The sequence below is a fragment of the Pseudomonas sp. HMSC067G02 genome (assembly GCF_001813485.1).
Classification (GTDB): domain Bacteria; phylum Pseudomonadota; class Gammaproteobacteria; order Pseudomonadales; family Pseudomonadaceae; genus Pseudomonas; species Pseudomonas aeruginosa.
Genome location: NZ_KV812720.1, coordinates 110,632 through 131,547 on the forward strand (window position 1 = coordinate 110,632; position 20,916 = coordinate 131,547).

Annotated in this window: 23 protein-coding genes; 12 read left to right on the top strand and 11 right to left on the bottom strand. The window is 63.1% G+C overall.

From position 1 onward, the window contains the following. Positions 1–34: 34 nt before the first annotated feature. Together HMPREF2914_RS26155 and HMPREF2914_RS26160 are read right to left on the bottom strand one after the other, a co-directional pair. Entirely contained in the window at positions 35–1,366 is a 1,332-nt protein-coding gene (locus HMPREF2914_RS26155; RefSeq protein ID WP_023091620.1) for a sensor histidine kinase, read from the bottom strand. Further along, positions 1,363–2,043, bottom strand: a complete 681-nt coding sequence (locus HMPREF2914_RS26160; RefSeq protein WP_003098784.1) for a heavy metal response regulator transcription factor — start codon at positions 2,041–2,043, stop codon at positions 1,363–1,365. The genes HMPREF2914_RS26155 and HMPREF2914_RS26160 overlap by 4 nt, the downstream gene beginning before the upstream one ends. Positions 2,044–2,168: 125 nt before the next feature. Here HMPREF2914_RS26160 and ptrA point away from each other — a divergent pair, with 125 nt between their 5' ends. From ptrA to queF, 3 genes are all read left to right on the top strand, one after another. Then, on the top strand, positions 2,169–2,360 hold the full coding sequence (gene ptrA, locus HMPREF2914_RS26165; protein ID WP_003090881.1) for a T3SS anti-activator PtrA: 192 nt from the start codon (positions 2,169–2,171) through the stop codon (positions 2,358–2,360). Positions 2,361–2,531: 171 nt separating this feature from the next. After that, the gene (locus HMPREF2914_RS26170; RefSeq protein WP_024946927.1) at positions 2,532–3,149 is read left to right on the top strand and encodes a copper-resistant cuproprotein CopI; all 618 of its coding nucleotides are present in this window, start codon (positions 2,532–2,534) and stop codon (positions 3,147–3,149) included. Positions 3,150–3,266: 117 nt separating this feature from the next. Then, entirely contained in the window at positions 3,267–4,097 is an 831-nt protein-coding gene (queF, locus tag HMPREF2914_RS26175) for an NADPH-dependent 7-cyano-7-deazaguanine reductase QueF (protein ID WP_003098780.1), read from the top strand. A gap of 66 nt (positions 4,098–4,163) precedes the next feature. Here queF and HMPREF2914_RS26180 read toward each other — a convergent pair whose 3' ends face one another. From HMPREF2914_RS26180 to HMPREF2914_RS26190, 3 genes are all read right to left on the bottom strand, one after another. Beyond that, positions 4,164–4,427: a DUF4404 family protein gene (locus HMPREF2914_RS26180; RefSeq protein ID WP_003090878.1), complete on the bottom strand. Its 264-nt coding sequence runs from the start codon at positions 4,425–4,427 to the stop codon at positions 4,164–4,166. A gap of 73 nt (positions 4,428–4,500) precedes the next feature. Further along, on the bottom strand, positions 4,501–5,082 hold the full coding sequence (locus HMPREF2914_RS26185; protein WP_003090877.1) for a phosphonate degradation HD-domain oxygenase: 582 nt from the start codon (positions 5,080–5,082) through the stop codon (positions 4,501–4,503). Beyond that, positions 5,079–5,822, bottom strand: coding sequence for an HAD superfamily inactivated hydrolase PcrP (locus HMPREF2914_RS26190; RefSeq protein WP_023091622.1), 744 nt, complete (start codon positions 5,820–5,822; stop codon positions 5,079–5,081). The genes HMPREF2914_RS26185 and HMPREF2914_RS26190 overlap by 4 nt, the downstream gene beginning before the upstream one ends. Before the next feature lie 133 nt (positions 5,823–5,955). Between HMPREF2914_RS26190 and HMPREF2914_RS26195 the strand changes: the two genes are divergently transcribed. Next, complete coding sequence (locus HMPREF2914_RS26195; RefSeq protein ID WP_003104061.1) at positions 5,956–6,675, top strand: UTRA domain-containing protein; 720 nt, start codon at positions 5,956–5,958, stop codon at positions 6,673–6,675. Position 6,676: 1 nt separating this feature from the next. On the opposite strand, the gene HMPREF2914_RS26200 is transcribed toward HMPREF2914_RS26195, so the two are convergent. Further along, complete coding sequence (locus HMPREF2914_RS26200; protein WP_003108942.1) at positions 6,677–7,081, bottom strand: acyl-CoA thioesterase; 405 nt, start codon at positions 7,079–7,081, stop codon at positions 6,677–6,679. Positions 7,082–7,183: 102 nt separating this feature from the next. On the opposite strand from HMPREF2914_RS26200, the gene HMPREF2914_RS26205 reads away from it, so the two are divergent. Next, positions 7,184–7,888, top strand: coding sequence for an MlaA family lipoprotein (locus tag HMPREF2914_RS26205; protein ID WP_003090872.1), 705 nt, complete (start codon positions 7,184–7,186; stop codon positions 7,886–7,888). 57 nt (positions 7,889–7,945) lie between these two features. On the opposite strand, the gene pilZ is transcribed toward HMPREF2914_RS26205, so the two are convergent. Further along, entirely contained in the window at positions 7,946–8,245 is a 300-nt protein-coding gene (gene pilZ / locus HMPREF2914_RS26210; protein WP_003104055.1) for a cyclic di-GMP-binding protein PilZ, read from the bottom strand. A gap of 246 nt (positions 8,246–8,491) precedes the next feature. Here pilZ and rssB point away from each other — a divergent pair, with 246 nt between their 5' ends. Further along, a complete protein-coding gene (rssB, locus tag HMPREF2914_RS26215; protein WP_003138778.1) occupies positions 8,492–9,676 on the top strand; it encodes a two-component system response regulator RssB in 1,185 nt (394 codons plus the stop codon). Further along, the gene (gene rssC, locus HMPREF2914_RS26220) at positions 9,673–10,155 is read left to right on the top strand and encodes an anti-sigma factor antagonist RssC (RefSeq protein ID WP_003104052.1); all 483 of its coding nucleotides are present in this window, start codon (positions 9,673–9,675) and stop codon (positions 10,153–10,155) included. The genes rssB and rssC overlap by 4 nt, the downstream gene beginning before the upstream one ends. Positions 10,156–10,240: 85 nt before the next feature. Here rssC and tal read toward each other — a convergent pair whose 3' ends face one another. Together tal and dusA are read right to left on the bottom strand one after the other, a co-directional pair. Then, on the bottom strand, positions 10,241–11,164 hold the full coding sequence (tal, locus tag HMPREF2914_RS26225) for a transaldolase (protein WP_023091623.1): 924 nt from the start codon (positions 11,162–11,164) through the stop codon (positions 10,241–10,243). A 79-nt stretch (positions 11,165–11,243) separates the two neighbouring features. After that, on the bottom strand, positions 11,244–12,242 hold the full coding sequence (gene dusA / locus HMPREF2914_RS26230) for a tRNA dihydrouridine(20/20a) synthase DusA (protein ID WP_003138780.1): 999 nt from the start codon (positions 12,240–12,242) through the stop codon (positions 11,244–11,246). Positions 12,243–12,544: 302 nt separating this feature from the next. Here dusA and HMPREF2914_RS26235 point away from each other — a divergent pair, with 302 nt between their 5' ends. The 5 genes from HMPREF2914_RS26235 to HMPREF2914_RS26255 all read left to right on the top strand — a co-directional run bounded on the left by HMPREF2914_RS26235 (position 12,545) and on the right by HMPREF2914_RS26255 (position 18,643). Beyond that, positions 12,545–13,861 carry a sialidase family protein gene (locus tag HMPREF2914_RS26235; protein WP_023091624.1) on the top strand — a complete coding sequence of 439 codons (1,317 nt, stop codon included), beginning with the start codon at positions 12,545–12,547 and terminating at the stop codon, positions 13,859–13,861. A 437-nt stretch (positions 13,862–14,298) separates the two neighbouring features. Beyond that, positions 14,299–15,333 (top strand): hypothetical protein, encoded by a 1,035-nt coding sequence (locus HMPREF2914_RS26240; protein WP_003130910.1) that lies wholly within the window; start codon positions 14,299–14,301, stop codon positions 15,331–15,333. 69 nt (positions 15,334–15,402) lie between these two features. Beyond that, a complete protein-coding gene (locus HMPREF2914_RS26245; RefSeq protein WP_019486207.1) occupies positions 15,403–15,999 on the top strand; it encodes a hypothetical protein in 597 nt (198 codons plus the stop codon). A gap of 93 nt (positions 16,000–16,092) precedes the next feature. Beyond that, positions 16,093–16,383, top strand: coding sequence for a hypothetical protein (locus HMPREF2914_RS26250; RefSeq protein WP_019486206.1), 291 nt, complete (start codon positions 16,093–16,095; stop codon positions 16,381–16,383). A 328-nt stretch (positions 16,384–16,711) separates the two neighbouring features. Then, positions 16,712–18,643: a right-handed parallel beta-helix repeat-containing protein gene (locus HMPREF2914_RS26255; protein ID WP_019486205.1), complete on the top strand. Its 1,932-nt coding sequence runs from the start codon at positions 16,712–16,714 to the stop codon at positions 18,641–18,643. A gap of 77 nt (positions 18,644–18,720) precedes the next feature. Here the strand turns inward: HMPREF2914_RS26255 and HMPREF2914_RS26260 are convergent, their stop codons facing one another. Together HMPREF2914_RS26260 and HMPREF2914_RS26265 are read right to left on the bottom strand one after the other, a co-directional pair. Continuing rightward, positions 18,721–19,206, bottom strand: a complete 486-nt coding sequence (locus HMPREF2914_RS26260) for a hypothetical protein (RefSeq protein ID WP_003138785.1) — start codon at positions 19,204–19,206, stop codon at positions 18,721–18,723. Between the two features lie 434 nt (positions 19,207–19,640). After that, positions 19,641–20,720, bottom strand: coding sequence for a hypothetical protein (locus tag HMPREF2914_RS26265; protein ID WP_015502729.1), 1,080 nt, complete (start codon positions 20,718–20,720; stop codon positions 19,641–19,643). Positions 20,721–20,916 lie beyond the last annotated feature (196 nt).

The following is a 20,916-nucleotide window of genomic DNA, read 5'->3' on the forward strand; positions in this document are numbered from 1 at the left end:
GAAACAGAAGCCCCCGTCATGGGGGCTTCGCGTTTCATCGGCGCGGGCGAGCGAAATCGATGACGAAACGGGTCCAGCCGTCGGCAGACTCGCAGCGGATCTCGCCGCCGTGGGCCTGGACGATGGAGCGGCAGATCGCCAGGCCGAGCCCGGCGTGTTCGCCCTGGCCTTCGCGGCGCGCCGGATCGGCACGATAGAACCGGTCGAACAGGCGCGGCAAGCGCTCGGGAGGAATCGCCGGACCCTGGTTCTCCACGCTCAGGCGTCGGTCGCCGAGACGGATACGTATCTCGCCGCCATCGGCGGTGAAGCGCAGGGCGTTGTCCAGCAGGTTGGCCAGCACCCGCCGCAGCATGCCGCGGTCGCCGGGCAGGCTCAGGCTGCCTTCGCGCAGCAGGCGGATGTCGCGGTCTTCCGCCAGCGGCTGGTAGAACTCCAGCAGCGAGTCGACTTCCGCGCCCAGGTCCAGGGCCTGGCGGCTGGGCGCCAGCAGGCCGTGGTCGGCCTTGGCCAGCAACAGCATGTCGTTGACCATCGCGGTGAGCCGTTCCAGCTCCTCGAGGTTGCCGTGCAGGGCCTCGCGATAATCCTCCAGCGAGCGTGGGCGGGACAATACCACCTGGGTCTGGGTCAGCAGACTGGTGAGCGGGGTGCGCAACTCGTGGGCGATGTCGGCGGAGAACGCCGAGAGGCGCTGGAAGGCTTCTTCCAGGCGCGCCAGCATGGCGTTCAGCTCGCCGGCCAGTCCGCGCAGCTCCTCTGGCATCCGGCTGGCGTCGAGGCGGGTGGTGAGGGAGTTGGCGGAAACCCGCGCGGCGACTTCGCGCATCCGTCGCAGCGGCGCCAGGCTGGCGCCGGTGGCCCAGGCGCCGAGCAGCGCCGTGGCCAGCGCCGACAGGCTCATGGTCAGCCAGATCAACTGGCGCATGCGTTGCAGGAAGTGCTGGTGATGACTGATGTCGAGGATCACGGTAAGTCGCGGCGAAGCGTCGTTGCCGGGCTCCAGCGGGGCGCCGAGTTCGCGGTTGGCGGGCAGGCCGGGATGCGCAGGCTGCGGCAGGCGCTCGAACCAGAGGTTGCCATCCGGGCCGTTCAGGCGCAGGCCGAGGTCGGGGTGGCGTGCCAGTTCGCGCAGCAGTTCCGCTTCGCGGCGGCGCATCTGCTGTTCCGAGCCGAGGCCGCGCAGTTCGTCGCGAAACACCGCGAGCTTGGCGGACATCGCCAGGTGGTCGAGTTCGACGAAATGCTCGTCGATGGCCCTGCTGAAGATCAACCCGGCGATCAGCGAGACCGCCGCCGTGCAGGCGGCGAACAGCAGGCTCAGGCGGACGCCGAGGGACATCCGCGAGCCGAAACCGCCGCTCATTCGTCGCGCTCTTCGAGAACGTAGCCCATGCCGCGCACGGTATGGATCAGGCGCTGCGGGTAGTCGTCGTCGACCTTGGCGCGCAGGCGGCGGATGGCCACCTCGATGACGTTGGTATCGCTGTCGAAGTTCATGTCCCAGACCTGCGAGGCGATCAGCGACTTGGGCAGCACCTCGCCGCTACGCCGCAGCAGCAGTTCGAGCAGGGCGAACTCCTTGGCGGTGAGGTCGATCCGCTTGCCCTGGCGTTGCACCCGGCGGCGCAGCAAATCGAGTTCGAGGTCGGCCAGTTGCAGGGTGGTCTCCTGCAACTGCTGGCTGCCCCGGCGCAGCAGGGTGCGCACCCGGGCGAGCAGTTCGACGAAGGCGAACGGTTTCACCAGGTAATCGTCGGCGCCTTGTTCGAGGCCGCGCACGCGGTCCTCGACGGCATCGCGGGCGGTCAGGAACAGCACCGGTACGGTCATCCCGGCGTCGCGCACGCTGCGCAGGATCTGCCAGCCGTCACGGCCGGGCAGCATGACGTCGAGGATCAGCAGGTCGTAGTCGCCGCCCAGGGCCAGTTGCTCGCCCTCGTTGCCATCGTCGCTCAGGTCGACGGCGAAGCCTGCCTCGGCGAGCCCCTGGCGCAGGTACTGGCCGATGCGCGGTTCGTCTTCGACGATCAGCAGTTTCATGTTCATCCCTCGTTACATTTGCCGGCCATGCCGACCTGTTTCTGACAGCATCGTAATCAGTGGGTAACGGGGGCGACAGTGGCCCCCGCGCAGACTACAGGGGAACTCATTCGAGGAGACTTCCCATGCGTACCTTCACTGCCTCCACCCTCGCTTTCCTGCTGGTCCTCGCCCCGACCGTTCCGGCCATGGCCGACAGCGGCGGCGACATCGTCTTCGAGCGCATGCAGGCCCAGGCCGCCAAGGCTCGTGCCGCGCACCAGGAAAAACTCGCGAAGCAGGCCGAAGCGACGAAGAAGGACAAGGAAAACTGCTGATCGCCAGTTCTTCCACCCCCGGCTCCACACGGGATGACGGAGGGCTCCGATCCCGTCTTCACCCGCCACCGGTTCCCTGGTTTCCGGTCGGCGGGTTTTTTATGCCCGTCGGTGGCGCTGGGCGATCTTAGCCTTCGCGGTCCGCAACGGCGGCAAGCTGACAAAGATGTAATGCTCCCGACAGCCAGCCGGCAGGCGCAGCGACACAGGATAGGCGACATCAACCCGATGGAGATTCCCCGTATGTTTCCGCGCCGCCTGCTTCCCGCTTCCCTGATCGTCCTCGGCGTGCTTTTCGGTGCCAGCGCCCAGGCTTCGCCGGCCCACGGCCAGGCCTTCGGCAAGCTGGCCCAGGCCGCGCAGGCCAGCCGCAGCATCGAGGTGGTGCTCGGCGACATGTACTTCAAGCCGCGGGCGATCGAGGTCAAGGCCGGCGAGACGGTCCGCTTCGTGCTGAAGAACGAAGGCAAGCTGTTGCACGAGTTCAACCTGGGAGACGCGGCGATGCATGCCGAGCACCAGAAGGAGATGCTGGAGATGCAGCAGTCCGGGATGCTCACCCCGACCGGCATGGCGTCGATGGACCATAGTCAGATGGGCCACGGCATGGCCGGCATGGACCATGGCCGGATGATGAAGCACGACGACCCCAACAGCGTGCTGGTCGAGCCGGGCAAAAGCGCCGAGCTGACCTGGACCTTCGCCAAAGCCACCCGGCTGGAGTTCGCCTGCAACATCCCCGGCCACTACCAGGCCGGGATGGTCGGTCAACTGACCGTGCAGCCCTGAGCCGGCGGACGGCCGGCGTGAAGATGCCGGCCGATCCGTATACACTTGCCGCCGCCCGCCAGTGCGGCGCGGCGCGCGGGGAAGGGCCCTGCGCGATTCATCCAGCAGGTTTCCCTCATGCAGCATCCCGCCGAACATTCGCCGCTGGGCAAGACCAGCGAATACGTCTCCAGCTACACGCCGTCGCTGCTGTTTCCCATTTCACGCACGGCGAAATGGGCCGAGCTTGGCCTGAGCGCCGAGACCCTGCCTTATCGCGGCGTGGATATCTGGAACTGCTACGAGCTGTCCTGGCTGACCCCGGCCGGCAAGCCGGTGGTGGCGATCGGCGAGTTCTCGATCCCGGCGGACTCGCCGAACATCATCGAGTCGAAGTCGTTCAAGCTTTACCTCAATTCCCTCAACCAGTCCGCCTTCGATAGTCGCGAGGCGCTTCGCGCGGTATTGCAGAAAGACCTCTCGGCCGCTGCCGGGGCGCCCGTGGGCGTGCGCCTGCGCAGCCTCGACGAGGTTGCCGAGGAGGGCATCGGGCGTCTGCCGGGGCGCTGCATCGACGAGCTGGACATCGCCGTCGACGGCTACGAGCAGCCGCGCCCGGAACTGCTGCGCTGCGACGCCGGGCGGATCGTCGAGGAGCAGCTCTACAGCCACCTGCTCAAGTCCAACTGCCCGGTCACCGGCCAGCCCGACTGGGGCACCCTGGTGGTCGACTACCGGGGCCCGGCGCTGGACCCGGCCAGCCTGCTGGCCTACCTGGTTTCCTTCCGCCAGCACCAGGACTTCCACGAACAGTGCGTCGAACGCATCTTCCTCGACCTGCAGCGCCTGTTGCAGCCGCAGGCGCTCAGCGTCTACGCGCGCTACGTACGCCGTGGCGGCCTGGATATCAATCCCTACCGCAGCCTGGCGGAGGTCGCACCGGACAACCGACGCCTGGTGCGCCAGTAACGCCTCGCAACACGCGGATACGAAAAAGCCCCGGCCATGCCGGGGCTTTTCATTTCGGCAAGTCGTTCAGATACCCATGTTGGCCAGGCTCTGCACGATGGAGCGGAGCGTGCCGGCGAGGGTCGGGTGGCTGACCTCGAAGCGCTCGACGGCGAGGTTGACCCCATCGACCAGGCTGCCTTCGTTGAGGGCGTCCTCGTTGGCCAGTTTCAGTTCGATGTCCCTGATCAGGAGTTCCAGTTCGGCGCGCTGCTCTTCGTTCAGCGGCGGTTGTTGCTCCAGTTGCTCGCGCAGGGCGGACAGTTCGCGCAGCAGACTCTCTTTCGGCATGGTATTTCCCTCGACGTACAAGTCTTCGGTGGACCTCCGGCGGGCGCCGAAAGGTCCGTCCATGCCGAACAGATTAACCTGTCGGGCGCAGATGTGCGCGATCCGGATCAATCCGCAGCAGGCGTTCCAGCAGCGGGAAGAAGTGCGTCAGTTCGGGGGTGCGCATGGCCGGGTCCTTGGCCAGGTCGTCGAGGCGGCGCAGGGTCAGGCCGTCCTGGGCATAGGGCGCCTTGATATAGGCCGCGGCGGCACGCTCGTCGAACGGCCCGCCTTGCAGCACCAGGCTGTGCCGGGAGGCCGGCGACAGGCTGGCGTGGTAGCTCGGGTCCACCGCGCAGAGGAAGCGCTTGGCCGATACGTGCAGGCGCACCGGCTGCCAGACCGACTCGGGGAACAGCTCGCGTAGCAGGCGTGCGCCGAATTCCTCGTGGCGCAGGTCCTCCTCGTCGATCTGCGCCGGGTCTTCATAGAGGTGGCCGATATCGTGCAGCAGGGCGGCGACTACAAGGCTGTCCGAGCAGCCGGCGCGCTCGGCCAGGGTCGCACACTGCAGCGCGTGCTCGGCCTGGCTGACTGCCTCGCCATAGGGCTCGGCGCCATGGCTGGCGAAGCGTTCGGCCAGTTCGTCGAGAAAGCGGTGACGGGCGCGGCTCATGGTTTTTCTCCTTTCAGGCGGCGGACGGCGAGGTCGTGCAGGCAGGGTTGCAGCTCGCCCAGGTGATCGATCACGGAATGCACGCCCAGGCGGTACAGTTCCAGGGTGGCGTCGGCACGCAAGCGGTCGCGCTCGGTATGTCCGAGAGCGTCCCAGTCGGCTGGCGAGAGGCCGCACGACGGCCCGCTGGCGGCCAGGCCGATGGTCCATAGCCCGGCATTGAGTCCGGCCTGGAGTTGACGCGGTTGGGCGCTGACCAGCACGCAGCCGTCGAGGCGCTCGATGCCCAGCCGGGCGAGGGCCTGCCAGCAGCCATCGGGGGCCGGCCAGGGGCGCGCGCCGGCGAGGGGGATCAGGGCGTCCGCTCGGCCGAGCGGCGCGGCAAGGCGCTGGCAGACCGATTCCGGTAGCTCGTCCTGCCAGGCGTAGGGAATCCGTTGTTCGTCCAGGCTCTTCAACAGGGCCACGGCACCGGCGATGGCTTCGGCCTGTTCCCCGGCGGCTTCGTCGAGGGCTTGCTCCAGGCGCTGGCGCTCGCTCTTGTTCGGCTTGCGCCGCAACAGGAAGCTTTGTGCCTCGGCGAAGGGCAGCAGACTGGCGTCGCGGAGGTGTTCGGCAGGGCTATGCGGATGGCTGCGCAGCAGCGCCAGGGACAGGGTCCGGGCGCCGAAATCCACCAGGCCGCCGGAGAGTCCGAAGAGCAGGGCGGTGAAGCGCGGGAGTTGGTCGGAGCTGGGCATGCGAAAGGCGTCTGGCAAATGGTCTAGGCCAGCCTAGAGGGGTTTTGTGACGCTGCCGTGACGTTTTCGTGGCAGTGGCGATAGGCCGACGGGCTGCCGTTATAATCGGCCGGTCTGAATCAGCGAGGCCGTCATGCCGGTCGATCAATCTCGTCAGTACCTGCGCATCCGCGACCAGCTCGCCGCGGATATCGCCCAGGGCGTGCTGCAGGTGAAACTTCCCTCCGAGCGGGAGTTGGCCGAGCGCTTCCTGTGTACCCGCATCACCCTTCGCGAAGCCCTGCAGCAACTGGAAACCGAAGGCCTGGTCTATCGCGAGAACCGCCGCGGCTGGTTCGTCGCGCCGCCGCGGATTCGCTACAACCCGACCCGTACCACCGGCTTCATGGAATACGTCAGCGCCCAGGGACGCCAGCCGCGTACCGAGACGCTGCACGCCGAGCGGCGAGCAGCCGGCGCCTGGCTGGCCAAGCGGATGGGGCTGGAGGACAGCGCGCCGGTGTATTTCCTGCAACGGCGCCGCTGGGTGGACGAGCGTCCGGTGCTGATCGAACTGATCGCCCTGGATGCCGGGTGGTGCCCAGGCCTGCTGGACCACGACCTCGATACTTCGCTGATGAGCCTGCTGCGCGAGCGTTTCGGCCTGCAGCCGACGCGCTGCCAACTGGCGATGCACCCGACCGCGCTGAACGCGGCCCAGGCCGAGCCGCTGCAACTGGCGCCGGGTTCGCCGGCGCTGTACCTGGAGCGACTGAGTTACGCGGAGGGGCAGAGGGTGGTCGAGTTCGACCAGGAGTTCTGGCGCCCGGACGCCCTGGAGATCGTGCTCGACGCGGCCTATCCGGGCGCCTGAGTCAGGCGATCGCGGCGCGTATGCTGTCCGGCACGGGCGTCGAACGGTTTTCCGCGTGGCGCACCCAGACCAGCTTGCAGTGGCCTTCGCCATAGGTGCCTTGCGGATCTTCCAGGGTGCTCAGGCGATGTTCCAGTACCAGGCTGCTGGTGCCCAGCTTGCCGGCGTACAGTTCCACCACCACGGTGGCCGGATGCACCACCGGCTTCAGGTAGGTGTGCAGGCTTTGCAGCACCACCGGCCCCTCGGCAGCGCCTTCCAGGTCGATGCCAAGGGTTTCGAACCAGGCCACCCGGGCTTCTTCCAGGTACTGGAAATAAAGGGTGTTGTTGACGTGCCCGTAGCTGTCCATGTCGCCCCAGCGCACCGGGATATGGGCCGTGTGTAGCAATTGTCTGTCAGCCATCTCGTAACTCTTCTAGTCTCAAAATCAATGCGAGCCTATATACTGCGCGCACGCTGAAGCCGCGCTGGCGGCCAAGACTAGTCATGCAAAGGAGATACAGCAATGCGCGCCCGCGGCGTGAACTGGATCGAACGTAGTGCCCGAATCCTGGCTTGCGCCAGCCTCGCATTGGCACCCACGCTGTCCCTGGCGGCCAGTGAAGAAGACCCTTGGGAAAGCATCAACCGTCCCATCTTCACCTTCAACGACACCCTGGACACCTATGCGCTGAAACCGCTGGCCCAGGGTTACCAGAAGGTCACCCCGAACTTCGTTCAGGACGGCGTGCACAACTTCTTCAACAACCTCGGCGACGTGAAGAACCTGGCCAACAACCTGTTGCAGGCCAAGTTCCACAATGCCGGCGTGGACACCAGCCGCCTGCTGTTCAACAGCACCTTCGGTCTGGCCGGCTTGATCGACGTGGCGACCCCGATGGGCCTGCAGCGCAACGACGAGGACTTCGGCCAGACCCTGGGCTACTGGGGCGTCGGCAGCGGCCCGTACGTGATGCTGCCGTTCCTCGGCCCGAGCACGCTGCGCGATGCCCCGGCGAAGATCCCGGACATCTATGTCGGTCCCTACCACTACATGGACGACGTACGCGCGCGCAACGTGATGTTCGGCATCAACACCGTCGACACCCGTGCCAACCTGCTGAAGTCGGAAAAACTGATCAGCGGCGACAAGTACATCTTCATCCGCAACGCCTACCTGCAGAACCGCGAATTCAAGGTCAAGGACGGCGAGGTGGAGGACGACTTCTAAGTCGACCCGCTTCGTGCGACACCTGGAAAGGCGGCCCTTGGGTCGCCTTTCGTCGTTTCAGTGGATCGCGACGATGCTCAGCCCCAGGCTATGCCGCCCCGGGCCGAGCCGTTCGCAGCGCACCACGCGGGCTTCCAGTTCCAGGCCGGTGAGGGTCTCGTGGGTGGACGGGATGCTCACCCGCAGGTGGTCGCCCGGAGCCAGCTCGCTTTGCGCTTCCAGCAGCAGCCCGCTGGCGGACAGGTCCCGGCACAGGGCCACCGACTCGCGGCCTTCGCAGCGGATGGTGACCGGGGTGTCGAGCTTCATGCGGATGAAGTCGCGCTTCTCGCTGTAGTTGTGCTCGATGGGCTGCATGGGCTGATCCTCATGGTCGGGGCGATGGGGGGGCGACTGGCAATCCTGGCGATTATCGTCAAAGTTTATACCGTGCGGACGGGATCGGACGGACAAAGGCGGATTTTCCGGCAAAGGTCAACGGCTTGAACTGCTCAACGGATGGGAGTACCGTCTGCGCCTTGTCGAACCCCGTAGCCGCGCTGTTGTCACTTACAATAAGCGCCTAGGACCCACTGTTTCCGGCGCCGTTTGCCTGGATGACCCATGCATAAAGTCAGTGCCACGCTGCTGATCATCGATGACGACGAGGTGGTGCGCGAAAGCCTCGCTGCCTACTTGGAAGACAGCAACTTCAAGGTGTTGCAGGCCCTCAACGGTCTGCAGGGCCTGCAGATCTTCGAAAGCGAACAGCCGGACCTGGTCATTTGCGATTTGCGCATGCCGCAGATCGACGGCCTCGAACTGATCCGCCGCATCCGCCAGACCGCTTCGGAAACGCCGATCATCGTGCTTTCCGGAGCCGGCGTGATGAGCGATGCGGTGGAAGCCTTGCGCCTGGGCGCCGCCGACTACCTGATCAAGCCCCTGGAAGACCTCGCGGTGCTCGAGCATTCGGTGCGCCGGGCCCTGGATCGCGCCTACCTGCGGGTCGAGAACCAGCGCTACCGCGACAAGCTGGAAGCCGCCAACCGCGAATTGCAGGCCAGCCTGAACCTGCTCCAGGAAGACCAGAACGCCGGACGCCAGGTGCAGATGAACATGCTTCCGGTGACGCCGTGGAGCATCGAGGGGCTGGAGTTTTCCCACCGGATCATTCCGTCGCTGTATCTCTCTGGCGACTTCGTCGACTACTTCCGGGTCGACGAGCGACGCGTGGCGTTCTACCTGGCCGACGTTTCCGGCCATGGCGCTTCCTCGGCCTTCGTCACGGTGCTGCTGAAGTTCATGACCACGCGTCTGCTCTACGAGTCACGGCGCAACGGCACGCTCCCGGAGTTCAAGCCGTCCGAGGTGCTGGCGCACATCAACCGCGGCCTGATCAATACCAAGCTGGGCAAGCACGTGACCATGCTCGGCGGGGTCATCGACCTGGAGAAGAACTGCCTGACCTACAGCATCGGCGGCCACCTGCCGCTCCCGGTACTGTTCGTCGACGGGCAGGCGAGCTACCTGGAAGGCCGTGGCCTGCCGGTGGGCCTGTTCGACGATGCGAGCTATGACGACCGGGTCATGGAGTTGCCCCCTTCCTTCAGCCTGTCGCTGTTTTCCGATGGCATCCTCGATGTGCTGCCAGGAGCTACGCTGAAGGAGAAAGAGGCTTCGCTACCGGAGCAGGTGGCAGCCGCCGGAGGCACCCTCGACGGGCTGCGCCAGGTCTTCGGGCTGGCCAACCTGGCGGAGATGCCGGATGATATCGCCTTGCTGGTGTTGAGCAGGAACCTTGCATGAGTACCGGTAAAATCCAGTTTGCCGAACAGAACGGCTCCTTCGTTCTGAAATTCGTCGGTGAGGTCCGCCTCACCCTGTGCTCGGCCCTGGATTCCACCATCGAAAAGATCTTCGCTGCGCTGAATTTCTCGGCGATCATCATCGATCTTACGGAAACCCAGAGCATCGATAGCACCACGCTCGGCCTGCTGGCCAAGCTGTCCATCCTGTCGCGGCAGAAAATCGGCCTGTTGCCCACGCTGGTGACCACCAATCCGGACATTACCCGTCTGTTGCAGTCGATGGGTTTCGATCAGGTATTCAATATCGTCGATCGTCCGATTCCGTGTCCGGAGTGCCTGTCCGACCTGCCGCCGCAGGACCAGTCGGAAGATGTGGTGCGCGACAAGGTCCTGGAGGCGCACCGCATCCTGATGGGCCTCAACGAATCCAACCGCGAAGCCTTCCACGACCTGGTCAGCGCCCTGGAGCGCCATTAACCGGTCGATCCCTTCCCGAACTCCTGCTGAATTCCGCTGTGCCGGAACGGGACGCCCTGCATGCGCGTCCCGCCGGCAGCGGCGATCAGTGGCGGGTCGCCAACTGGTATTCGAGCTTTTCCTGGTCGCGTGCGAACAGGCGGATGCCTTCGGCCAGCTTTTCGGTGGCCATGGCGTCCTCGTTCATCTGCCAACGGAAAGCGCTCTCGTCGAGCACCTGGCGCGGCTCGCCTTCACCCGGCAGCAGCAGGCGCGGCAGCTCGCCCTGGGCGTCAGCCAGTTGTTGCAGCAGGTCGGGACTGATGGTCAGGCGGTCGCAGCCGGCCAGTTGCTCGATCTGGCCGAGATTGCGGAAGCTGGCGCCCATCACCACCGTCTTGTAGCCGTTGGCCTTGTAGTAGCGATAGATGCGCGAGACCGACTGCACGCCGGGATCCTCGGCGCCGGCGTAGTCGCGGTTCTCGCTCTTCTTGTACCAGTCGTAGATGCGCCCGACGAACGGCGAGATGAGGAACACCCCGGCGTCGGCGCAGGCCACCGCCTGGGCGAAGGAGAACAGCAGGGTCAGGTTGGTCTGGATGCCTTCGCGTTCCAGAATCTCGGCGGCGCGGATTCCTTCCCAGGTGGAGGCGATCTTGATCAGCACCCGCTCGCGGTCGATGCCCTGTTCGTCGTACAGCTCGATCAGGCGGTGGGCGCGGGCGAGGGTGGCCTCGCTGTCGAACGACAGGCGCGCGTCGACTTCGGTGGAAATACGTCCGGGAATGACTCCGAGGATGTCCTTGCCGACTGCCACGGCGAAGCGGTCGCAAGCCAGTCCGGCGTCACCGCCGCTATCCGCGGTAGCCTGTCGAAGGTGCTCGGCGTAGCGCGGCAGGGCAGCAGCCTTGAGCAGCAGCGACGGGTTGGTGGTGGCGTCCACCGGCTTCAGGCGGGCAATGGCATCGAAGTCGCCGGTGTCGGCGACCACCGTGGTGTATTGCTTGAGTTGTTCCAGCTTCGAAGTCATGGCGAGGTCTTGTCAGGTGGGTTCTTGGGAAGAAGAATCCCCCGACCTTACCCGAGCCGCAGGCGCGGCTCAATGGGAGCTATCGCCCCGCCAGAAGTTCCAGCGCCTGGTCGAAAACCCGCAGCGGATCGGCGGCCTTGTGCACGTCCACCGAGAGCAACTGGCGGAATCGCCGGGAGCCGGGGAAGCCCTGGGCCAGGCCGAGGATATGGCGGGTCACGTGATGCATCGCGCCGCCTTCGGCCTGGTGTCGCTCGATGTACGGACGCAGACGGAGCAAGGCCTCGCTGCGACTGAGCGGCGGCGCTTCGCTGCCGAACAACTGGCTGTCCACCGCGGCCAGCAGGTAGGGGTTGTGGTAGGCCTCGCGACCGAGCATCACGCCGTCGAAGGTCTGCAGGTGCTCGCGGCAGGCCTCGAGGGTCTTGATGCCGCCGTTGAGGACGATCTCCAGGTCCGGGAAGTCCTTCTTCAATTGCGCCGCGACCTCGTAGCGCAGCGGCGGCACCTCGCGGTTTTCCTTGGGCGAGAGCCCTTCGAGGATGGCGATCCGCGCATGCACGGTGAAGCTCCGGCAGCCGGCCTCGCGCACCTGGCCGACGAAATCGCAGAGTTCGGCATAGCTGTCGCGCCCGTTGATACCGATGCGGTGCTTCACCGTCACCGCTATCTCCACCGCATCCAGCATCGCCTTCACGCAGTCCGCCACCAGCGCCGGATGCCCCATCAGGCAGGCGCCGATCATGTTGTGCTGGACCCGGTCGCTGGGGCAACCGACGTTGAGGTTGACCTCGTCGTAGCCGGCCTCTTCCGCCAGCCGCGCGCAGGCCGCCAATTCCGCCGGCACGCTGCCGCCCAACTGCAGCGCCAGCGGGTGCTCGCATTCGTCGTAGCGGAGGAAGCGCTGGCGATCGCCGTGCAGCAACGCGCCGGTCGTGACCATCTCGGTGTAGAGCAAGGTGTGACGGGACAACTGGCGCAGGAAGAAGCGGCAGTGGCGATCGGTCCAGTCCATCATCGGCGCAACGGAAAAGCGGCGTGAGAGGGTGGCGGGGGTGGTAGTCGGTTCTGGGCGCATCGGGACTTCGGCAGGGAGAGCGGAGCAGGGCGAGGGATTTTATCAGGTATGGAGGTGGAGGAGGGGCGGGATGAGCGTGCTAGTGTGAATGCGTGCAAGAGCCGAGGCTGGTGGGATGCCGAGATGATTATAAGTCTGCCGTCGGTCCGGCACCTGTATTCATTCAAGAGTTTTTCATCAGAAATTTTTTTCAATATTTATTTTTGAAGAATTTTATAGTTGGCCGGGTAGTCAAGGTTTGTAGGGTAGAGCTGTTGAGTGGTGGCGAGTGTGTTGGCCTAATTTGACCGAAGGAGTGAGGGATGAATACTTATTTTGATATTCCGCATCGGTTAGTGGGAAAGGCTCTGTATGAATCATATTATGATCATTTTGGCCAAATGGATATATTGTCAGATGGAAGTTTGTACCTAATATATAGGCGGGCAACAGAGCATGTAGGTGGTAGTGATGGGCGTGTTGTTTTCAGTAAACTGGAAGGTGGTATTTGGAGTGCGCCTACAATAGTTGCCCAAGCGGGAGGACAGGATTTTCGAGATGTAGCTGGTGGGACGATGCCTAGCGGAAGGATCGTCGCGGCCTCGACGGTTTATGAAACAGGAGAGGTGAAGGTCTATGTATCTGATGATTCAGGTGTGACATGGGTACATAAATTCACATTGGCTAGAGGTGGGACGGATTATAATTTTGCTCATGGAAAAAGTTTTCAAGTAGGGGCGCGCTATGTGATTCCTCTTTACGCGGCGACGGGAGTCAATTATGAACTGAAATGGCTAGAGTCTTCTGATGGCGGAGAAGCGTGGGGCGAAGGAAGCACGATCTACAGCGGGAACACACCATACAATGAGACTTCTTACCTTCCTGTGGGAGATGGCGTAATTCTGGCTGTAGCCAGAGTAGGATCTGGTGCCGGAGGAGCGTTACGTCAGTTTATAAGTCTGGACGACGGCGGCACATGGACTGATCAGGGTAATGTGACTGCACAAAATGGTGACTCTACCGATATTCTCGTAGCCCCTTCTCTCTCCTATGTTTATTCTGAGGGAGGTACACCACATGTAGTTCTCTTGTACACGAACAGAACGACTCATTTTTGTTATTACAGAACAATCCTGCTGGCGAAAGCCGTAGCAGGCTCCTCCGGCTGGACGGAGCGTGTTCCTGTGTATAGTGCGCCAGCCGCCTCCGGTTATACTAGTCAAGTCGTTTTGGGAGGTCGGAGAATACTGGGTAATCTATTCAGGGAGACGTCTTCTACGACTTCGGGAGCTTATCAGTTTGAAGTGTATCTGGGAGGAGTCCCGGATTTTGAGTCAGACTGGTTTTCTGTTTCTTCAAATAATTTGTATACCCTGAGTCATGGACTCCAGAGGTCGCCGCGTCGGGTGGTCGTTGAGTTTGCAAGGTCATCGAGTCCATCAACATGGAACATTGTCATGCCCAGTTATTTCAATGATGGAGGGCATAAAGGCAGTGGGGCTCAGGTTGAAGTGGGTAGCTTGAATATTCGGCTTGGAACTGGAGCGGCAGTATGGGGCACGGGATATTTCGGAGGAATCGACAATAGTGCCACGACTCGATTCGCTACCGGGTATTATCGGGTCAGAGCATGGATTTAGCTGCCCACTGACTAGAAATCAAGCGGAGCGATTGCTGAATCGCATCTACCGGACGGGCAGGAGGTCTAGCTTGCTCGGCCCATTAAAAACTGCAGCGGTAAGGGTAGGCTGCGACCGTTTTTCAGTCACTGACAAAACCTCCGTAATATAGTGCTGACGCCTGGTACATCTGGAAACTTTCCGAAGAGACTGGTGTGGCCTCAATGCGCGCGGGATTACCACTCTTCTGCACGTTTCCCGAGCCTGGCCTGCCAGACAACGCCGCTCCCAATGCCTGGAGGTTTGCGTAGGCGTAGAACCAACGAGAGCCGTGGCAGCTCCTGGCCCTGCCGGTGTGCCCCTGCCGACCTAGTCCATTTGAAATATTGCGATCCAGGCTGGGGCCAGTAAGATGGGCCGTCCGACGACCCGCACCAGCCTCTATCAAGGATCGATGCATGAGACTGCCCCGCCCGCGTTTTGCCCTTTCCGCCGCCTTGCTGCTTTGCCTTTCCGGTTGCGTGTCTGAACTCGATTCGGGCGCCTATGGCAGCATGGACGATCCGCGCAACGCGCAGATGCTGGACCTGGTGGACCAGGCGCTGAAAGGGAACATGGCCGTGGTACTGGTGGCCGACGTGATGCCGCACAAGTCCCTGAGCGATGCGCTGACCATGACCCAGTGGACGCCAACGGCGATCTGGGAGTACGAGAAGGACCCGAAGGTGACCTTCGGCCGCAAGTTCCAGACCAACGCGCTGCAGCGGAAGCCCGACGAGACCTATCTGTTCAAGGCCTTCGAGGTGCATATCCTGCCGCCCGGCAAGTACCTGCTGACCGGCGGCGACGACTACCAGATCCATGGCTTGCTCGACCAGGTTGGCGCCCGCGGCGGTCCGCCCGGTTCGGGCCATGGCGCCAACGGCACCGCGTACCTGTCCCCCGAGCTGTATCGCGAGTACTACCGGGAAGAAGTCTGGAAAGATGCCACCTATGGCAGCGAGATCAAGACCGAGAAGGTCTGCACCGCCGTGCATGTGGCCTCGGGCGCCTGCGTGAGCTGGGGCGAGCAGCAATACACGCAAACGACCCAGGGCTCCCAGGCCGGCTATTACCAGCAGACCGACTCCCGCGACGTACCTTCGATCAAGATCCAGGCACGCTTGCCGGTCGACAAGGCGCTGGCCAGCTTCAGCGTGCAGGGCGGGCAATTGCTGCTGGCCCCGCGCATGCACCTCAAGACCCCCGGCTACAAGTACCAGCAGTCGAAGTGCCGGGCGATCGATCCGAAGAAGATCGAATGCCCATTGGAAAACCTGACCGTCTACACCTGGCCGGCGCCGATGGACTTCAGCCAGTCCCTGATCGCCCAGCGGGCTCTGAGCGACAAGCACCGGCAACTGCTGTCCAGGCTGCAGCCCCTGCAGATCACACCGCTGCGCAAGCAGGGCATGGAAGACCCGGTCTGGGGCGTGCCGCTGTCATTGAAATAGCGGGTGTTCGCTCAGGGGCGCCGGGTGTCGCCCCTATCCACGGAAGCATTTCCCCACAAGGAAGGTGACATGAACGTCTATCGCAAGGTTTCCCGCAGTGCCGTGACTTGGCTGTGCGCCGCGCTGCTGGCCGCATCCGGCCATGCCTGGGCCGAAGACTGGTGGGTGGTACACAAGGGCGACGACCCTGCCGAGCTTGACGTGTTCCTGGCCGATGCCGATTCGCTGGCACCGGTGCCGGGTATCGAAAACGCCTGGCAGGTGCAGATCGCCATGCTGTTCGACTCTTTCCATCTGCTCAGCGCGCATCAGTACCGCTGCGATACGCGAGAGGTGAAGGTGGTCAACGCCAAGACCTTCTCCAACAACGGGCAACCCACGGACCTCCAGTTCACCTTCGCCAAGGGCTGGACCCCGCTGCCCAACGAAAGCCATGAGGCTGTCCTCCAGTTCATCTGCGCGCCGCAGCAACGCGAACGCAACGGCATGCGCTCCACCGGCAGGGGCGTGCCATTGCAGGCGGTGATCACCGCCGTCGGCATGGTCGAGATGGAGCGCGCCCAGGCCAATCTCGCCGAGGCCCGGCGCAAGCTCGAAGAGGCCAAGAGCGATCGCGTCATGGGCGAACTCGATCGTCTGCTCGGCAACGAGCCCCGGAAGCCCTGAGCCGCTCTGACTGAAGCAGGGTGAAGCGAGGCGGATCGGGCCGTTTTCCGGGACGATCGGCGTAGGTCCGGAAGGCGCGTCGGGAGGGTATCGATGAAGTGGTATAGCCGCATCAGCCTGGGGCTCAGCCTCGCGGTCGCGAGCGCTTTCCTGGTGGCGTACTGGCGATCGCTCGACAGCCATGGCTATCCCAATATGAATGCGCCTGGGCTGTTCGCCTACCTGCTGGTCTTTCCTGCCTGCGCCCTGTTGCTGCATTCCACTGCGTTGGCATTCGTGCTCCAGCAGCGAAAGCTGGGGAGCGCTCGCGAAAGAGCGCTGCAATGGGCGATCAACCTGGTGCTGTGGATGGCGCCGCTTTGTTATGTCCTTGCCAGCGTCTAGCCCGATGTACTTCCTCTCAACCCGCAGAGCGACAAGCCATGAGGGCCGTTTCATCATTTTCCTGGGGGCAATGAGTGTGTTGTCCATTTCAATGGGTGGACGTTCAGCCGGCCCCGCCAGTAGACCGTGTAGCGTAGCTTCGTTTTCGCAGGAATGATGCCGAGCTTGGGACGGAAGTTGATGTCACGGTGCGATGGGGCTCAGAGGACTTGGGGCGGTGGGGCTTTGTCACGATCCCGGTCATATCATGGGCTGCTGACAAGGGAGCATGGCGATTGCGGCTGCCCTTTTCCTGGTGAAGTGCGAAACGGATTTTTCAGGAGGAAGCATGAGCTACGACACGACCGGTTCCATGGTGGGGGCCACAGTAGGAGACCCTAGCGATGAGCGATGGAATGCGTTGATTGACGAAACCGACCTCGTAAAGGGCGCATCACTTATAGGCAGATCGGCAATGGTTTTAGCCAGCCTGGCCGATCTTCCAGATGTTCCGCAAAGCTACACCCATGAGTACATCGTTCAAGGCCACAGACCCGGTATTACCACTGGTGGTGGCAGGTTCTACTGGGATGGGGCGGTTGCGCGGAATCGCCACAACGGCGGGACTATCATCAGCCCCACTGTTCCTGCGTACACTGCCCAGACGGGGTTGGCTGGCTATCTGGATGGCTCGGGGGAAACTGAGCCGTCCGCCTTTGGCTGCTTTGTCCGCAAAATCGAAGGCCATGGCATTCGCCTCGAATGGTTCGGCTGGCTGCCAGGGGAACTCGCCACCGCGCCAGCGCAAAAGCTTCTGCAACAAACCCGTTCGAACGAAGGCTCTGCGGCCCACATCGGTTACACGGCCATGTTTCCCCCGGCGACCGTTCGCTCCGGTCCATTAGTTATCGGTTCGGACCAGATCATCGCCGGAACCAGCCGGACTGTCATTCTCCAGGAGCCCGGTACGGTGACGATGGATGTCCAGCCGTTCATCAGCATGGCCGGACAGAGCAATGTGTTCATCTTCGGCAATGGAATGCAGATCAATGGACAGAAGAACGAGGCACGCAGCGGCGAAGGTCGATATGGACTTTTCATCTATGGCTCGAAAAAAGTCCTGGTCCAGGACCTGACAATCAACGCGTTCTCCGGTGATGGATTGGCCGTTACCGGCGATGCGGGGCGACCAAGCGAAGATGTACGCATCGACCGAGTCCTTTGCAACTTCAATGGACGCAATGGCTTTTCGGTCATCAATGCCAGGCGCGCGACGCTGCTGAATTGCCGAGCGACTAACACGAATACCAATGGACTTGGTGCATCAGCCAATGGACCCTGGGCGGCCTTCGACATAGAGCCCAATGAAGGAAGCGGTTACTTCATCGAAGATATCAACCTGATCGGTTGTTCGAGCGAGGGCAATGCTGGGAACGGACTCCAGTTCACCATCCCGAATACGGACTCCCCTGTCTCCGTCAGGGTCTCCGGATTCCAGTCCCGACGAGACGGTTCGGCTACTCAATACGGGGCGAAGAATGGCGGAGTGGGTTTCATATATGGAGGGGGCGTCTCTCCGAAAAACACTATGTCGGGTCTGATCCAACTGGTTGGCATCGTTGTCGACGAGCCTTTTGGCAGCGCTATGCGTTTCCGCAACTGGAGTGCCAGAAACGCGCCGGTACTCATCAGGGATGTCACGATAAGAAATGTGAACTTCGGCGTGGCCACGGGAAACATAAATCGATGCGGAGTCTGGCAGGACTCTTCTGACTCCATGGAAGTGATTGAACCAAAGGGCAATTTCGAAGTGGATGGGCTGACCGTCTTCGACGATAACCAACAGCTCATTCGACCCGTGTGGACCATGGGAATAGTGGCGGCTCCTACAATCGCCAAGGTGAGGAATGTCTACGTCAACCGACATGGCTATCCTGCTGTTTTGCCGTTACGTACGAAAGTACAAGGAGGCGTAGGGTGGAGCGAGCTGCCGATGGTGTCCTTGTCCTCGTCCTCAGCAATCGCAGGAACGGATTATGTCGGACAAATGGTCGAGTTGACGGGGAGCGGAGGATTCGTACTGCCGGAGGCCGCTCTTGCCTCGGGCTGTGTCTTCAGGATCAGGAATGGTTCGAGCGGCAGCATCAACGTCACGGCACTGGCTGGAGGAATCACGGGCAGTACCTACGGTAGCTACACCAACACAGGAAGCAGCCTGACCTTGATCAATGGGCAGTATGCCGAGCTATGGAGCAATGGAAGCACCTGGGTCCTGAAATGACGCGTAAACCTTTTATTTGGCTTGCCTCCGACTGTCATGGCGTATGGTCGGTATGCCAGGACAGCTTTTCGAGCGGCTCAGCGCTTCGGCGCAAAGACCATCTTCACCGGCGCATCGTGCTTCAGGCGCGAGCCGTCCGCTTGGTTTCCGGGCTCGAAGCTAGGGTGCCAGGCCCTGAGTTCCGTATCGGACAGCCACTCCAGTTGCAATTCGTCCGCGGATGCGCGCAGGTCGAATTGCGCCAGCGACTGCACGACTGAATGGCACTTTTCCGATTTCCCGGTTTCGAGGAGGGAGACCTGTATTTCTTCGCCCCAGGTGATCGAACCTTTCTCCGGGCATTTCCGAACCTCGACGTGGTATTGCCCGTTCGGCGACGGCAGGTCGGAAATCAGCTTGTCGGGGCCGCAGGCGGCGAGGAGTACGCTCAGTATCAGCAGGGGGCTTTTTTTCATCCATGACCTCTGTGGAAATCTCGGAAAGGAATTCCTTTCTTTTCCTGGCGGAAAATGGGCAGGAAGCGTGCCTGCCCATCCTACGCGCGGACTGCTCGATCTGCCCATGGGCATCCACAGCTTCGTAGATGAGCGATATCAGATGGCACTGAGCGATTTCAGGATCAGATAGGTGCAGATGAGCACCCCTGCCATGGACAACAGGCCCAGGGCGACAATGCTGAGTTTCATCGGGTTTCCTCGTTGAACTGCGATGGGCTGCTGTATCAAGGAGGGGAGAGGCAGCAGGTGAGAGGGAAAGCCCCGGGGGGATGAGCGGCCCCCGGGGCTTTGGTGACCACCATAGGAGAAAGTCACCTTGATAAGACTAGCCCTGTTTCGCTGTGCGGCAAGCGAAGCGGCATCGCTTTTCCCGCGGGATCGGGAAAATGCCTAGCCATACCGCAGTGATGGCCACGGAGGGTCCATGCGCCTCGTCCATTTCCTGATTGCCCTTCCCGCCGCGCTGCCGGCTGAGCCTCAGATAACCGCGAGGCGCGGGTTCAGCGGTCGTCGCCGATCTCCAGTTCGATGAAGTCGATGACTCCTGCCGCGCGGTTGTCGAGGCGCTCGAGTTCCTGGCCGTCCAGCGTCTGCAACAGCGAGGTGCCGTGTTCCAGGCGCTCGCCGGAGGCATGCGAAGCGGCTTCGCGGGTAGGACTGAACAGCCAGGCGTGCGGATGTTGCGCGCGCCAGGCGGCGCGGGGCGAAAGGCTGACCTCGGTACCCGCCGGGTAGTGCCAGGCGCCCAGTTGCAAGGCCTCGGCGAGGACCGTGCCGCCGAGGCCGTACAGGCGGCGGTCGCGGTCGAAGGCCAGGGCGCCGCCGCTCAGCGCGATGCCGCGCACCGACACCTGTTGCCCGGTTTCCGGCATTACCCGCCAGCGCTCGGCGTCGCGGTAGCCGTCGGTGTAGGCCATGCCGTCGCTGGCGAACAATCGCGCACCGGCGGGGAAGTCGATCTCGTCGGCGCGGTTGCCGGTCGCCAGGCTACAGCCTTCGAAGGCGGCGGGACGCCCGTCGCGCTCGCTGGCGAAGGCGATTTCCTGGCTGGCGTCGCAACGCCAGCCTTCGATCTCGGCGACGCCCTCGCCACGCAGGCGCAGCGAAGTGGGATGGACGCCGGTGGTTTTCCATGGGTCCTGCGGGTCGTCCTGCTCGCTCTGCAGCCAGCGTTGCAGGTGGCGGGTGGCGACGCCGCGGATCGTCACCGGGGTGGGGAATTCGGCTTCGCGGAAGCTTTCTGGCTGGTGCTTGAGTTCCAGCTTCAGCCGGGTGCCGGCAGGCATCTCGATGCCTCCGAGGCGCGAGGGGCGCTCGAGCACGGCGCTGTGCGCGGCTTCCTCGCGCGCGCGTTCGCGCTCGTACTGCCAGAGACCGATCTCCAGCCAGGCGCGCAGTCCCAACGGGATCAGCAGGAGCAGCATCAGCAGGCCGCGGCTCGGCCAGCGACGGCGCAAGCGCTGGCGCGCGCGCGGGCTGAAGGCCAGGAGCGATAGCCAGACCAGCAGCCAGATGCCGGCGACGAACGACGACAGGTAGATAAGCGGGACGATCAGGGGAAGAGGGGCGACGGGGATCACGCGGGCGTCCTTGCGGGCTGGGTTCCATGACGTCTCCGGCGCGGCGTGCCGGGTACCTGCCAGAGTTTACAGGGCGCGTCCCGATGCCGCAGCGGCAAACTGTCTTCAGGCCTTGCCCGCCGGGGGCCACGCTCTGGAGAGGGAGGCGCTCGGGGACGGAATCGGCGAAGTGACGATTCAAGCCCAGGCGCGACGG

Coding starts and splice junctions, on each gene's coding strand:
- HMPREF2914_RS26235 (WP_023091624.1), top strand. CDS start 12,545: ATGAATACTTATTTTGATATTCCGCATCGGTTAGTGGGAAAGGCTCTG.
- HMPREF2914_RS26200 (WP_003108942.1), bottom strand. CDS start 7,081: ATGGCTGACAGACAATTGCTACACACGGCCCATATCCCGGTGCGCTGG.
- HMPREF2914_RS26170 (WP_024946927.1), top strand. CDS start 2,532: ATGCTCCCGACAGCCAGCCGGCAGGCGCAGCGACACAGGATAGGCGAC.
- HMPREF2914_RS26155 (WP_023091620.1), bottom strand. CDS start 1,366: ATGAGCGGCGGTTTCGGCTCGCGGATGTCCCTCGGCGTCCGCCTGAGC.
- HMPREF2914_RS26240 (WP_003130910.1), top strand. CDS start 14,299: ATGAGACTGCCCCGCCCGCGTTTTGCCCTTTCCGCCGCCTTGCTGCTT.
- HMPREF2914_RS26190 (WP_023091622.1), bottom strand. CDS start 5,822: ATGCCCAGCTCCGACCAACTCCCGCGCTTCACCGCCCTGCTCTTCGGA.
- HMPREF2914_RS26255 (WP_019486205.1), top strand. CDS start 16,712: ATGAGCTACGACACGACCGGTTCCATGGTGGGGGCCACAGTAGGAGAC.
- HMPREF2914_RS26250 (WP_019486206.1), top strand. CDS start 16,093: ATGAAGTGGTATAGCCGCATCAGCCTGGGGCTCAGCCTCGCGGTCGCG.
- pilZ (WP_003104055.1), bottom strand. CDS start 8,245: ATGCAGCCCATCGAGCACAACTACAGCGAGAAGCGCGACTTCATCCGC.
- dusA (WP_003138780.1), bottom strand. CDS start 12,242: ATGCGCCCAGAACCGACTACCACCCCCGCCACCCTCTCACGCCGCTTT.
- queF (WP_003098780.1), top strand. CDS start 3,267: ATGCAGCATCCCGCCGAACATTCGCCGCTGGGCAAGACCAGCGAATAC.
- HMPREF2914_RS26245 (WP_019486207.1), top strand. CDS start 15,403: ATGAACGTCTATCGCAAGGTTTCCCGCAGTGCCGTGACTTGGCTGTGC.
- HMPREF2914_RS26180 (WP_003090878.1), bottom strand. CDS start 4,427: ATGCCGAAAGAGAGTCTGCTGCGCGAACTGTCCGCCCTGCGCGAGCAA.
- HMPREF2914_RS26185 (WP_003090877.1), bottom strand. CDS start 5,082: ATGAGCCGCGCCCGTCACCGCTTTCTCGACGAACTGGCCGAACGCTTC.
- tal (WP_023091623.1), bottom strand. CDS start 11,164: ATGACTTCGAAGCTGGAACAACTCAAGCAATACACCACGGTGGTCGCC.
- rssB (WP_003138778.1), top strand. CDS start 8,492: ATGCATAAAGTCAGTGCCACGCTGCTGATCATCGATGACGACGAGGTG.
- HMPREF2914_RS26160 (WP_003098784.1), bottom strand. CDS start 2,043: ATGAAACTGCTGATCGTCGAAGACGAACCGCGCATCGGCCAGTACCTG.
- HMPREF2914_RS26195 (WP_003104061.1), top strand. CDS start 5,956: ATGCCGGTCGATCAATCTCGTCAGTACCTGCGCATCCGCGACCAGCTC.
- HMPREF2914_RS26205 (WP_003090872.1), top strand. CDS start 7,184: ATGCGCGCCCGCGGCGTGAACTGGATCGAACGTAGTGCCCGAATCCTG.
- rssC (WP_003104052.1), top strand. CDS start 9,673: ATGAGTACCGGTAAAATCCAGTTTGCCGAACAGAACGGCTCCTTCGTT.
- HMPREF2914_RS26260 (WP_003138785.1), bottom strand. CDS start 19,206: ATGGGCAGATCGAGCAGTCCGCGCGTAGGATGGGCAGGCACGCTTCCT.
- ptrA (WP_003090881.1), top strand. CDS start 2,169: ATGCGTACCTTCACTGCCTCCACCCTCGCTTTCCTGCTGGTCCTCGCC.